Below are 12,659 nucleotides of genomic sequence, written 5' to 3'. Positions count from 1 at the left end.
GGGTGACCGGTGTGCCGGTCACCCCCGTCTCGCGTTCTCCCGGCCGGCTCCCTCGGAGAGACCCCCGCGGTCGGCCCGCCCGCAGGGCCCCCCGGGGGCGGTCCGCTCGGAGAGGAACGGGGCGATCCAGGCGGGGGTGACCTCGGCGGCGAACGCCGGCCCCTCGGCCGCTCCGACGTCGAGCGCGGAGTACCCCCCGGAACCCGCCCCGACCCCGGCGGTCACCGTCAGCACCCCGGCCCGCCGCTGGAACCAGGTCTGACTCAGCGTCCAGCCCACGACGGCCCGCCGCTCCACCACGGCCTGGGAGCGGCGCAGCGATCCCGACCGGACCGACAGGCGGCTCCCGTCGTAGGCGTGGCCGAGTGAGCGGTAGCGGTCGAGGCCGAGCGGGACCCCCAGCCCGGCCACGACGAGTGCCGGAACCGCGAGCGCCCACCAGAGTCCGGACCACAGCAGGGCGGCGGCGACCGCGCAGGCGGCGACCGCGAGCCACGGGAAGACCGCGCGGAACAGCCGGCGGCGGCGCGCCGCGGGCGGGTGCGGACGCAGACCGGAGGTGATCCCGCCGATCTCCCGGCCCGCCACGTCGAGCACGGTGTCTCGCGGGACCACCGGCAGCAGCTGCCCCCTGGTCTCCGAGTCACCCAGGCCGGTCACGATGGCCCACGCGCGGGCGAGCCCGGTCCTGCGCTCCGCCGGCCCTTCCACCAGCTCGAAGCCGCGTATCCTGCGCCGTTCCAGCGAGACGCTCCTGCGCGTCAGGAGGCCGCGTTCGGCGACCAGGTAGTCCTCCCTGACCCGGAGGTTGAAATCCCAGGTGAAGACCGCGTACATGATCACAGCCAGCACGGGCATCGCCAGGATCAGCAGCGCGAGGGCACCGGCGAGGAAGGGCGGGTGCTCCCACAGCCACTCCCCGGCGCGCACCACGACCCGCCTGTCGATCCTCAACTCGCCGCCCCACTGGAGCACCGCGCCGACGGCACCGGCGACCAGCGCGAACGGGGTCAGCAGGTACGCCCCGGAGAGCGGGCCGTACAGGAGCCACCGGCGGGGCAGCACGAACACCACCCGGTCAGGGGTCCGCTCCCCCGCCTCGCGGCCGTCGTCCCGGCCCGCCCGCGCCGCGCCGGAGAGCTCGGGCGGCTCGCCCGGAGCGCCGGTCACCGCCACGTCCGCGCCACCTGGACCAGGTGCGAAATCCACACCGGGCGCGAAACCCGCACCGGTCAGGGGGCCCGCCGCCTGCGCCTGGGCACGCCTGGCCGCCCGGGCACGGGCGTGCCAGAGCAGCACGGCCTTGAGCCGCTCCGCCTCGGTGACGGTCACCCCGTTGAGCTCGCCCTCCTGCTTGTCGTCGCCTCCCGCGCCGGTGTCGATCCTGAGCACGGCGATACCGAGCACGCGGTGCAGCGGCGGAGCGCTGATGTCGACGCCGCGGATCCGCTCCAGCGGGATCGTCCGGACCGACCTGCTGACCAGCGCTCGGGTCAGCTCGAGCCTGTCGCCGCAGATCCGGTAGGTGAAGGTCGTCCACCGCACCGCCGCGAAGACGACCGAGCCGACGATGCCCAGCATCGCCCACACGAAGGACCCCGGGGAGAAGCCGCTGAGGAACAGCACGCCGACCAGCGGCAGGAAAAGCGAGGGCAGCATGCGGATCGGGTCGGTGAGCAACACCTTGGGGCTGAGGCGCAGCGGCGCCTCCACCGGCGCCCACTCCTGTTGCCCGCCGCCGGACCGGTCGACCCCGGACCGGTCACCGCCGAACCGGTCGGCCCCGGACTGGTCGGCCCCGGACCGGTCGGCCTCGCCGGGGGATCCGGTCACGTCGCGTCGTCCCTGAGCTGCTCGGCGCGGTGCGCGAGCGAAGCGGCCAACCCGGCGGCGACCTCGTAATCGAGGCCCTTGATCCTGGAGGAACCCGCGTGCGAGGCGGTGCGGATCTCGACCGTGGCCAGTCCCAGCGCCCGCTCGGTCCACCCCTGTGCCTTGTCGACCGTCTGGATCCGGCTGACCGGCACGAACGCCCACTCTCTGCTGACCCAGCCGGAGCGCGTGTAGACCACATCTTCGCTGAGCTCCCAGCGGTGCACGGCGTAGCGCCAGAAGGGCTCCACGATCGCCGCGGGGAGCAGGAGCAGCGCCGTCAGCGCCGGCACCCACCAGATGTTGCCGAGCACCCAGTCGGGCAGCCACGACCAGCGGTCGTCCTCGGCCCACCGGGCCAGGAAGAAGGAGCCCACCACCACGAACACGGACCAGGAGAGCCCGTGCAGCAGCCACAGCGCCACGGCCTTGCGCGACACCGGGTTGGCGGGGGCCCGCAGCGGGAAGCGGACGAGCCCGGCGGGGCCTGGACCGAAGTCGCCTGCGGGGCCGGAACCAGGGTCGGCGGCGGGGCGGGAGCCGGGGTCGGCGGCACCTGAAGCGGAGTCCGCGACGCCCCCGGAGACGGAATCACCGGCGGGACGGGGACCGGGGTCGGCGGCGGCGCCTGAAGCGGAGTCCGCGACGGCCCCGGAGACGGGACCGTCGACCGGATCGAGGCCACCGGCCGGACCGGGGGCATCCGCCGCTCCGGGACCGGAGCGGGCGGCCGGATCGACCGGCGCGGCCCGGCCCGCGGCGGCGCTGTGCTCATCGGCTCGGTCGCTCACGCTGTCAGCCTAAACGGTCTTGCCCTGGCGGACCGCCCCGGTGGGCGTCCCCGTGTCAGCGTTCTGTCAGTGGGTTCCGAGCCGCGTCACCTCGTGATCAGAGAAATGTCAGTGGGGCCTGACATCGTGGCGGTGCGATGGCTACGGAGAGGTAGAAACGATGACATATGCGATCCAGGCCGAGGGCCTGGTGAAGCAGTACGGGGAGACCCGCGCGCTCGACGGCGTCGATCTCCTCGTGCCGCAGGGGCGGCTGCTGGGCGTGCTGGGCCCGAACGGGGCGGGCAAGACCACCGTGGTGCGGATCCTGACCACGCTGCTACGCCCCGACGAGGGCCGCGCCACCGTCGGCGGGTACGACGTGGTCACGCAGGCCCACCAGGCGCGCTCACTGATCGGCCTGACCGGCCAGTACGCCGCGGTCGACGAGATGCTCACCGGCGTGGAGAACCTGTTCATGATCGGCCGGCTGCTCGGCATGTCACGGGCCGACGCCAGGCGGCGCGCCGGCGAGCTGCTGGAGCGGTTCGCCCTGTCCGACGCCGGCGAGCGGGCCGCGAAGACCTACTCGGGCGGCATGCGGCGCCGGCTGGACCTGGCGGCCAGTCTCGTCGGCCATCCCACGGTGCTGTTCCTGGACGAACCCACCACCGGTCTCGACCCGCGCAGCCGCACCGAGCTGTGGGGCGTGGTGCGCGACCTGATGACCGACGGCGTCACCGTCCTGCTGACCACCCAGTATCTGGAGGAGGCCGACCAGCTCGCCGACGACATCGTGGTCTTCGACCACGGCAAGATCATCGCCAGTGGCACCCCCGACCAGCTGAAGGCCACCACCGGCGCCCAGGTGCTTCAGGTGCGCCCGCTGAAGGAGGAGCATCTGGAGCAGGTCGCCGAGGTCGTCGCCGAGGTCCTGGGCGAGCCTCCCGCCCTGACCGCGGGCAGGGCCACCGCGCCCGTCCACGACCCGGCCGTCGTTCCCGCCATCGTGCGCCGCCTGGACGACCTGGGCGTCGTCGTCTCCGAGCTGACGCTGCGGATGTCCAGCCTCGACGAGGTGTTCCTGGCCCTCACCGGCCACCGCGCCGAAGAAACCCAGGAGCAGAAGGAGAAGGAGGAGTCCTTCGCATGACCACCCTGACCACGACCGCACCGCCGGTGGCGGCGCGGCGCGTCACCCCCCTGGCGACCCTGCAGCAGACCATGACGCTGGCCTGGCGCAGCCTGGTCCAGATCAAGCACAACCCGTGGGAGCTGCTGGATCTGAGCATCCAGCCGATCATGTTCCTGCTGCTGTTCACCTACGTCTTCGGCGGCGCGATCTCCGGCTCCACCGGTGACTACCTGCAGTTCGCCCTGCCCGGTCTGCTCGTGCAGAACGCCCTGTTCTACACCTTGTCCACCGCCGTCGGGCTCAACACCGACATCAGCAAGGGGGTCTTCGACCGCCTGCGCAGCCTGCCGATCGCGCGTACCGCACCCCTGCTGGGACGCATCGTCGCCGACACCGTCAAGCAGGTGTGGGCCTTCGCGCTGCTCGTCGGCTTCGGCATGGTCCTCGGTTTCCGGGTCCGCACCAGCGTCATCGGCCTGCTGGGTGCCCTGGCCCTGCTGGTCGTGGTGGCCCTGGCCATGTCGTGGATGTCGGTGCTGATCGGGCTGGTCGCCTCCAGCCCGGAGAAGGTCCAGATGATCGCCTTCTCGGCGATGATGCCGCTGACCTTCACCAGCAGCGCTCTGGTCCCCTCGGCCACCTTCCCGTCATGGCTGAAGGTCTGGTCCGACCTGAACCCGGTCACCCATCTGGCCGACGCCATCCGCGGCCTGCTCATCGGCGGTGACGTTGCCCAGGCCACCCTGATCTCACTGGTCTGGTCGGCCGGGTTCGTGGTGGTCTTCGCTCCGCTGGCGATCCGCGCCTTCCGTCACCGCGTCTAGGGTCCACGCGAAGCACAGGTCTTCCCCTGCGCTGAAGGCTTCGGTTCCACCGGACGGCCCCGCGTGGACGGAGACCTGTGAGGTGGCTCTCCGGTACCCGCCAGGACCGCGAAACTGCGTACCGCCGGCGTCCCGACCGTGGGCCGGGACGCCGGCACCTGCCGACGGCGGTGGCGAACACGGGCCGCCGGACCGGCCCCGGTGCCGGCGACCTGGAAGGCGGGCTGTCGACGCCCCGGTCACTTCAGGGCCGGCTCTATCAGCACGGCATGGCTGGAGCCGCCGATCACGAACACTCGTTCGCCCTGGGCACTGAGGTGGGAGACGAGACGGACCAGATACTTGTTGCGTTGATCGTTCGAATCCTCGGTCAACCGCTCGAGATAGCCGGGGAGTTCGGTCTCGTCGGACACGTCCCGCCAGTCCTTGCCGCCGGGGAAATCGCGCTTCCAGATGCGGTCGATGTCGGCGACGTCATCGATCTCTCCGCGTATCGCCGGATGATCCGCCCGGCCGAGGAACTCCTCCACGAAGGCCTCCGGCGACTCGGGCTTGCCGAATCGCAGGTTGCTGAAGTAGGGCCGCAACACCATGAAGAGCGCCACCCGGTCCTTCGCGTGCACCCGGGCGAGATCGGCGATGTGCTCGTCAAGCGGCTGCTCCCACGTGTACGCCTGCACGTCGTCCTCCTTCGCCAGCGCGTACACGTGGCCCGACTCGCCGTAATGCTCCACCGGATCCATGAAGCCCGGCGCGAGGAATCCCAGCCTGCCTTCGACCAGGGCGACGGTGGGACGCAGTTCCCGCCACATCTCGTCGATCTGCTGGACCTGCCGGTCGACGGACTCGGGCTTGTGCTCGGCCCCGAAGACGGCGACGTCGCCACGGCGGTAGGTGTAGGGACGGCGGTGATCTGCGGAGTACTTCGACCGTGGAATGATGTCCGCCTCCGCGGGGGACACCGCCAGCGGCTGCGGATAATAGGCCGGCGAGCGCCAGAAGTAGGTGAACGTCAGCAGTGCGAGCACCGCGGCCGCCACCAGCAGGGACGCGACCCCCCGCAGTAGAACTTTTCGCACGTCAGTCCACGCTCCGGAGCAGCTCGTGGATCCTGGCCGTGTCCGCCTTCACCGCGGCCAGCTCTGAGCGCAGCGCGGCCAGCTCATCCGCCTGCGCCCGCTGGGCGGCGACGGACTTCGCCGCGAGATCACGCAACGCGTCGTCGCGGTCGACCGCGGCCCGGGACTCCCACGCGCGGCGCCACTGCCTGGTCACGTAAACCGCCAGCAGGGCCACCCCGACGAATGTGATCAAAAACGCGATGGTGCCCTGCCACTGCAGCAGGTCGATGCCCTCGGCCACCGACTGAGTCACTTCTCCTCCATTGTTCGTACCGCGTCCTGGATCGCTTCCGGGGTGAGCTGATAGGCGAACGGCGTGACGTCGAAGAACCGCATCGCCTTGCCGTCGGCGGACAGCTCCATCCGGCCGACGACAAGTCCCACCTCTTCCAGCCGACGCAGGTGCATGTGCACCAACGGCCGGCTCAGCTCAAGCTCGCGAGCCAGCTGACTGACGTAGTTGCTGCCACCGGCCAGCGATGCGATCAACCGCAGCCGCTGCGGGTTCGCCAGCGCTGCCAGCACCCCAACAAGATCGGAGCTCATAACGCTCTCTTCTAGATCATGCTGACATATGTCAGCCATAATTTACATATGTCAGCGAAGTTGAACAACCTCGCGAGCGGATCTCTCAGCGCAGACCCGGAGAACTCCTCAGCGCAGGCCCGGAGAAGGCGGGGGCCGGGCCGCCCGCCGACGGTCGCGGTTCCGTCGCGGAGCACGGCCGGCAGTGGCCGAGCCGGGTCGCTCCCAGGGCGGGCCGACCAGCGAGATCCGCTTGCCGCCTGACCGGTGACGGCGGCCGCTGCCCGCCTCCCGGCCCCTGGCCGGGACGCCGGCAGTCCGCAGGTCGGCCCCGCCCCCGAGTGCGCTCAGGAAACCCCGCCGCAGGCCGCGTCGCCCCCGCCCTCCGAGAGCCCGCGCGCCAGCTCGACGGCCTCCTCCCGGTTCAGCAGGCGGCCCTGCCCGTACTGGTGGCCGTACTCCTCGGCGCCGAGCGCCGCGCGGGTGCGCTCGGTGATCCGTACATGGTCGAAGTCGACCACCGCGTCGATGCCGCGGATCCGCGCGGCGGCGCCGAGGAGCACGGCCGCGGTGCCGGGGTCGCCCTCCGCGACCGCCTGGCCGGCGAAACCGATCAGCACCAGGCCCAGCACCGGGGCCTCCGTCGTCCGCTCCGCCTGCTCCAGCGCGACGCCGAGCAGCTTCCGGGAGCCGGACAGGTCACCCTCCTGCTCGGCCAGCAGGCCCAGCGACGCGTTGACCACCGCCCCGACCTGCGGGGGGATGCTGGGGGTCTCCTCGATGATGCGCAGCGCCTCGGCGTAGTGACGCCGCGCCGCGGCCGGCGCGCCGTCCTCGCGGGCGAAGTCGCCGCGGGCACTGAGCAGGTTCAGCGCGGCGATCCGGTCGCCGTTCCTGCGCGCGTTCCGCAGGGTCTCGCTCAGGATCTCCTCGGCCGCGGCGTGGTCCCCCTCCAGTTTGAGCCCGAGCGCGAGCCGGCCCCGCAGCTGGGAGATCTCGTCGAGGGCACCCAGCTCTTCCAGGAGGGCGACGGCCGCGTGGATCCGTTCCAGCGCCCGGGCCGGCTCACCGTGCAGGAAGTCCATGTCCGCGAGCGCGGCCAGCGCGTTGGCGGTCCCCCAGCGGTCTCCGAGCGCGCGAAAGCCCCGCAGGGCGGTCTTCATCTCCTGTCCGCCCTCACGGACCCGGCCCATCAGGAAGCACTCGAACCCCTGGAACAGGTGGGCGGAGGTGACGACCCACGGGTCGGGGTGAGCGAACATGCGGGTGAGGTGGGAGCCGCGGCCTTCGCCGGCGGGCAGGTCGCCGAACATCCCGACGACCGGGGCCGCCATCATGATCAGCGGGTGCGGGGGCGGGTCCGAAGTCTCCGTCCGCCGGACGACCTCGGCCATCTCCTTCCGCGCCGTGTCGAGCTCGATCCCGGCGCCGATCGCGAGGGCACCGAAGCAGGCGCGGGCCAGGGTGAGCGCCTGCGGCGCCTCACCGCGGGCCGGTCCCAGCAGTTCCCGGGCGCGCCGGGCACCCTCGACCCGGTAACCGCGTAGCCACCAGAACCAGCTCAGCGCCCCGACCAGGCCGAGCGCCAGGTCGTACCGGGCCTCCTCGGTGCTCCAGCGAAGCGCGGCCAGCAGGTTGTCATGCTCGGCGGTCAGCTCGGCCAGTGCCTCGACCTGCCGGCGGCCCCGGGTCTCGGGGTCGCGGGCCTCGGCCAGCCCGGTGAAGAACGTCGCGTGCGCCAGCCGTACCGTGTCCTGCTCACCCGCCTCGGCCAGCCGCTCGGCCGCGTAGGCGCGGATGGTCTCCAGCATCCGGTAGCGGATCGTCCCGCCGTGGTCGTAGGCGGTCAGCAGCGACTTGTCCACCAGGCGGGAGAGCACGTCGAGGACGTCGTCGCGGGCGAGACCCGCTCCGGAGCAGACGCGCTCCACGGAGTCGAGCGTGGCGCCTCCGGCGAAGACGGCCAGCCTGCGGACGAGGACGCGCTCCTGCCCGTCCAGCAGGTCCCAGCTCCACTCGACGACCGCGCGGAGCGTCTGGTGGCGCGGCATCGCCGTGCGGCTTCCGCCGGTCAGCAGGCGGAAGCGGTCGTCGAGCCGGTCGGCGATCTGCCCGGCGGACAGCGAGCGGAGCCGGGCGGCGGCCAGTTCGATGGCGAGCGGCATGCCGTCGAGTTCGCGGCAGATCCGCGCCACCGCGGCGGCCTCGCCGCCGGGCCGGTAACCGGGGCGTACCGCGGCGGCGCGCTCGGTGAACAGACGCACCGCCGGGTAACCGAGGACCCGCTCCGGGTCACCGCCGACGGGCGGCAGGTCCAGTGGCGGCACCGGCCAGGCCACCTCGCCGGTGATGCCGAGCGGTTCGCGGCTGGTGGCCAGTACGCGCACCCCGGGGCAGGCGGCCAGGATGCGGTCGGCGAGGGCGGCCGCGGCCTCGACCACATGCTCGCAGTTGTCCAGGACGATCAGCAGCCGCTTGTCCGCCAGGGCCGACAGCAACCGGGCCTGCGGGGCACGGGGGGTGGGCACCGCCACCGTGCCGGGCGGCCCGGTGGCCACGGGGAGCCCGTCGCGCAGCTCCAGCGCCGAGAACACCGCCTGCGGCACCTCGGAGGGCTCGGCCACCGGGGCCAGCTCCACCAGCCACACCCCGTCGGACATCCGGTCGGCGACCGTCTCGGCCACTTCGTCGGCGAGCCTGCTCTTGCCGGCGCCGCCGGGCCCGAGCAGGGTGACCAGCCGGTGCTCACCGAGCAGCCCGGCCGTACGGGCCACGTCGCGCTCGCGGCCGACGAAGCTGGTGAACCTTGCCCGGAGGTTGCTCCGCCGCGTCTTCCCGGCCTCCGGTGAGGGGTCGTCGCGGTCGTACACGCGGGACGCGGCGTGTTCGCTCCCCCTGCCTGAACGGAGGTGCGCGGACAGGGCCGCCGGACGTGGCGGGGAGACCCCGGGCGGCGCGTCCACGACAGGACCGGCACCGCCCACGACAGGACCGACGTCACTCACAGCGGACTCGGCACCGCCCACGACAGGACCGGCACCGCCCGCGACGGAGCCGGTGCCGCCCGCGGCCTCGGCCCACTCTCCCCGGAGCATGGCCAGGTGAAGCCGGGACAGGCGCGGCGAGGGGTCGGCCCCGAGTTCGGCGGCGAAGGCGGCGCGGGCCTCCTCGAAGGCGGCCAGGGCCTCGACGCGGCGGCCCATGCCGTACAGGGCCCGCATGAGCTGGTCGCGGAGCCGCTCGCGCAGCGGGTGTGCGGCGATCAGGGCGGGAAGTTCCGCGGCGGCCTCCGTATGCCGCCCGAGCAGCAGGTCGGTCTCGAAGCGGTCTTCGAGAGCGGCCAGCCTCAGTGCGTCGAACCGGGCGACCGCGGCGGCGACGATGTCGTTGCCGGCCAGATCGGCCAGCGCGGGTCCGCGCCAGAGGGCGAGCGCGGCGCGTAGCGCGGTCGCGGCGTCACCGGGGGACCCTGCGGCGAGAGCCGCGTGCCCCCGGGCGGCGAGCCGGGCGAAGCGGTGGGCGTCGACCAGGTCGGGGTCGACGGCCAGCCGGTATCCGGCCGGACCGCCCCGCACCAGCTCCCGGTCGTCCAGGATCGCGCGCAACCGGGAGACGAGGGCCTGGAGCGCGTTGCCGACCGCGTTCGGCAGGTGTTCCTCCCACACTCCGGCGACGATCCGGTCGATCGGCACCGTGCGGCCCGCGTCGAGCAGCAACAGCGCGAGGAGGGCACGCAGCCGCCGGCCGGTGACCTCCACGGTCTTCCCGGGGCGGCGGACGAGGAGGGGGCCGAGGATCGCGAAACTGATTTCGCCGTCCGCCTTCACCCCTTCCACCCCTTGATTCTGTCTGATTCCCGGGCTTTTCCCCATCGCGGAACCTCGCGATCCGGTCTGCGCATCTTCCAGATCCGCGTAGCATCATCGGGCATGGGGCAGCCAAGAACATCTACGCGTCGCCCGCGGACCACCGCACTGGTGGTAGCCGCGGCGTTCGTCGTGATGTCCTCCGGATGTGGGATGGCGGGTGGCGCGGCCGCCGCGGAGCGGTCGCGGCTGGAGCCGATCAGCGTCTCCAGCCCCAGGGTGCGGGACGGTGGCCCCCTGCCGTCCGACTACTCCTGCAAGGGTTCGGCCGGCAACCCTCCGCTGCGCTGGTCACGGGTGCCGGAAGGCACCAAGTCCGTCGCGATCGTGGTCGACAGCAACGCGCGCTACGACGGCGAGGTGAACTGGGTGGTGTTCGACATCGACCCGCGCACCAACGAGCTGGCCGAGGGCAGCGTCCCGGCGGGTGCCATGGAAGGGAACACGACGACGGGCAGGGCGGGATACAACCCTCCGTGCAACGCCCAGGAGAACTATCGTTTCACCGTCTACGCGCTCGACGCCAAGGTCAGCCTCAGCCAGGGTGCCTCCCTCGGCCAGGCCCTGAGGAGCATCGCGGACAAGACGATCGCCTGGGGCCGGCTCACCACGGCGAACATCGAGTGACTGGTTAAACACCGGAGGTAGTAATGGTTACCGATTCTTCACTTAGGGTGTGACAACGCTCATAGTGGTCCGACACAATCAGATCCAATGTCCGAGCGCAGGTGATGCATGGGGGCAGGTCGCGTCGATGGCCGCGCGACCTCACCGGCGCCGCTGTAAGGCCATGGCCTTGAGGGTGGTGCAATGATTGCGGTCGTAGTAGGCCTGGTCGCCGTCGTGCTCCTCGTGCTCGTCGTCGTGGCACTTGGAATGCGGTCGATGAACCGCAGGGAGAGCGCGCTTCCTGCGGAGCGTCTGCGGGAGATGGCCGAGAAAGAGGCGCAGGCCCCGACCATGTCCAGTGACGACTTCGCGACCAGAGAGCCGAAGATCGGCCACTACAGCCCCGACCTGACCCCGTTCGACGAGGAGCCCAAGCCGCGCGCTCCGCGCACGCCGGGCGCGCGGGGCAAGCGCGGCATGAACGAGTTCGGCCAGGTGGACGACTACGACGACGACTACTGGACGCGGCTCCAGGCCGACGAGGAGGGTTTCGGAGGGCCTCTGGCAGGCCGGTCCGACGCGGACCACCCCGCCGGACAGGGCGACTTCCGGGCGGGTGCCGACGCGGTGACCATGCAGGTGCCGCTGCCGGGCAGGCAACAGCCCGCCGCACCCAGGCCTCCGGCCCCCAGGCCGCCGGCACAGGAGCCCGCCGTCGCCTCGGCCTCGCTGCCGTCGGGTCTGGCGGACCTGGTGGCCCCGGTGCAGCCGAACCCGGCTCCCACCGCCGCCTCGCTGGCCGAGCAGAAGACCATGACCTTCGCGGCCCCCACCCCCGGCACCTTCCCCGCCCCCGGCGTCTCCGGTCCCGTCGGCGTTCCCGGCCCGGCGGGCGTCTCCGGCCCGCCCGCCGCAGGCCCCTCCGGTGCTCCCGTCCCCGGCGCTCCCGTCCCGGGTGCTCCCGTCCCGGGTGCTCCCGCTCCAGGCGCCTCTGCCCCCGGCGCCCCCGCCTACGGTGACTCCCGTCCGCCGCGGGGCAGTTCCCGCCGCGCCAGCCGGGCCGCCTCCCAGGGAGGCGCCCCCTCCCGCCCCGACCCGCTGAACGACCCGCTCGGCAGTCCGCGTCCCTCTCGTCGCAGCGCTCCTCCGGCCCGCCCGGCCGGTGCCGCCGGCGGCCGCGGCGGCACCGGGCCGATGGTCCCTCCCTCTCCCCCCGTCCCCCCCACTCCCACCGCCCCGGCGGGCGGACGCGGCGTGGCCGGCGGTTCCCCGGTGTCGGCCGCCGACACCGGGACGCCGCCCCCCATGGCGCCGATGGGTCCCACGACCAGCGGCGGGTTCCCCGCCGCCACCCCGCGGACCGACCCGCTCGCGTCCTCCCGAGGCCCCCAGGACGGGCCGCCGAAGGACCTGGCCGACAACCCCTGGGCACGGGCCACGAGCCCGGCGTCCGGCGGCTGGGCGGCGATGAACACCGCCGACATCCTCGACGACCCGGCCCCGGCGGGCCAGCCGCCGGTCTACGGTGCGCCGCCCGCGGCCTCGTACGAGGTCAGCTCGGGCTGGGCCACCATCGATGACGACGTGATCACCGGGCCGAGCCCGGCGACCTCCACTCCGACGGTGCCTTCCCGCGCCGTCTCACCCGCCCAGGACCGTCCCGGCGCCCCGTCCCCCAAGGCGGGCCCAGGCGGCGGTTACGGCTACGAGCCCCGGCCGGCCAGCCCGTCCAGCCCGGTCGCGTGGCCGGAGCCGGGTGCGCCGCACGGTGGCGACGGCGCGAACTGGCCGGGCTACGCCGAGCAGTACGGCACGGGGGCTCCGGAGAAGAGCGCGGCGGCCGGTGAGGGACGCCGGCCCGGATCACGTGGCCGGCGCCGCGCCGAGGAGCCGGACCGCCCTGACTATTACCGCTGATTTCCTCCGTCCTCCGTAAA

10 protein-coding genes are annotated in these 12,659 nt (G+C 72.9%); 4 read left to right on the top strand and 6 right to left on the bottom strand.

The annotated features are described in order from the left end of the window. Positions 1-18: 18 nt before the first annotated feature. Both F4562_RS26800 and F4562_RS36475 read right to left on the bottom strand, forming a co-directional pair. Complete coding sequence (locus tag F4562_RS26800; RefSeq protein WP_311734007.1) at positions 19-1,833, bottom strand: PH domain-containing protein; 1,815 nt, start codon at positions 1,831-1,833, stop codon at positions 19-21. Next, the gene (locus F4562_RS36475) at positions 1,830-2,663 is read right to left on the bottom strand and encodes a PH domain-containing protein (protein ID WP_311734008.1); all 834 of its coding nucleotides are present in this window, start codon (positions 2,661-2,663) and stop codon (positions 1,830-1,832) included. Before F4562_RS36475 ends, F4562_RS26800 begins: the two co-directional genes overlap by 4 nt. Positions 2,664-2,823: 160 nt before the next feature. Between F4562_RS36475 and F4562_RS26790 the strand changes: the two genes are divergently transcribed. Further along, positions 2,824-3,795 carry an ATP-binding cassette domain-containing protein gene (locus tag F4562_RS26790; RefSeq protein WP_184541737.1) on the top strand — a complete coding sequence of 324 codons (972 nt, stop codon included), beginning with the start codon at positions 2,824-2,826 and terminating at the stop codon, positions 3,793-3,795. Continuing rightward, on the top strand, positions 3,792-4,601 hold the full coding sequence (locus F4562_RS26785; protein ID WP_184541739.1) for an ABC transporter permease: 810 nt from the start codon (positions 3,792-3,794) through the stop codon (positions 4,599-4,601). The genes F4562_RS26790 and F4562_RS26785 overlap by 4 nt, the downstream gene beginning before the upstream one ends. Positions 4,602-4,840: 239 nt before the next feature. Here the strand turns inward: F4562_RS26785 and F4562_RS26780 are convergent, their stop codons facing one another. The 4 genes from F4562_RS26780 to F4562_RS26765 all read right to left on the bottom strand — a co-directional run bounded on the left by F4562_RS26780 (position 4,841) and on the right by F4562_RS26765 (position 10,083). After that, positions 4,841-5,680: a hypothetical protein gene (locus F4562_RS26780; protein ID WP_184541741.1), complete on the bottom strand. Its 840-nt coding sequence runs from the start codon at positions 5,678-5,680 to the stop codon at positions 4,841-4,843. A 1-nt stretch (position 5,681) separates the two neighbouring features. Beyond that, positions 5,682-5,975 (bottom strand): hypothetical protein, encoded by a 294-nt coding sequence (locus F4562_RS26775; RefSeq protein WP_184541743.1) that lies wholly within the window; start codon positions 5,973-5,975, stop codon positions 5,682-5,684. Further along, positions 5,972-6,268 (bottom strand): ArsR/SmtB family transcription factor, encoded by a 297-nt coding sequence (locus F4562_RS26770; protein WP_184541745.1) that lies wholly within the window; start codon positions 6,266-6,268, stop codon positions 5,972-5,974. The genes F4562_RS26775 and F4562_RS26770 overlap by 4 nt, the downstream gene beginning before the upstream one ends. Positions 6,269-6,594: 326 nt before the next feature. Beyond that, positions 6,595-10,083 carry an AfsR/SARP family transcriptional regulator gene (locus tag F4562_RS26765; protein WP_184541747.1) on the bottom strand — a complete coding sequence of 1,163 codons (3,489 nt, stop codon included), beginning with the start codon at positions 10,081-10,083 and terminating at the stop codon, positions 6,595-6,597. Between the two features lie 183 nt (positions 10,084-10,266). Between F4562_RS26765 and F4562_RS26760 the strand changes: the two genes are divergently transcribed. Then, entirely contained in the window at positions 10,267-10,740 is a 474-nt protein-coding gene (locus tag F4562_RS26760) for a YbhB/YbcL family Raf kinase inhibitor-like protein (protein WP_246473573.1), read from the top strand. Between the two features lie 183 nt (positions 10,741-10,923). Then, positions 10,924-12,639, top strand: a complete 1,716-nt coding sequence (locus tag F4562_RS26755; protein WP_184541849.1) for a hypothetical protein — start codon at positions 10,924-10,926, stop codon at positions 12,637-12,639. Positions 12,640-12,659 lie beyond the last annotated feature (20 nt).

The sequence above is a fragment of the Streptosporangium becharense genome (assembly GCF_014204985.1).
GTDB classification, from domain to species: domain Bacteria; phylum Actinomycetota; class Actinomycetes; order Streptosporangiales; family Streptosporangiaceae; genus Streptosporangium; species Streptosporangium becharense.
Note: the sequence above shows the minus strand (reverse complement) of the source record. Positions and strands in the feature narration are given on the sequence as shown.

What these genes read in the sequence shown, in the direction of transcription:
- F4562_RS26790 (WP_184541737.1), top strand. Translation starts at nt 2,824, where the DNA reads ATGACATATGCGATCCAGGCCGAGGGCCTGGTGAAGCAGTACGGGGAG.
- F4562_RS26785 (WP_184541739.1), top strand. Translation starts at nt 3,792, where the DNA reads ATGACCACCCTGACCACGACCGCACCGCCGGTGGCGGCGCGGCGCGTC.
- F4562_RS26770 (WP_184541745.1), bottom strand. Translation starts at nt 6,268, where the DNA reads ATGAGCTCCGATCTTGTTGGGGTGCTGGCAGCGCTGGCGAACCCGCAG.
- F4562_RS26760 (WP_246473573.1), top strand. Translation starts at nt 10,267, where the DNA reads ATGGCGGGTGGCGCGGCCGCCGCGGAGCGGTCGCGGCTGGAGCCGATC.
- F4562_RS26755 (WP_184541849.1), top strand. Translation starts at nt 10,924, where the DNA reads ATGATTGCGGTCGTAGTAGGCCTGGTCGCCGTCGTGCTCCTCGTGCTC.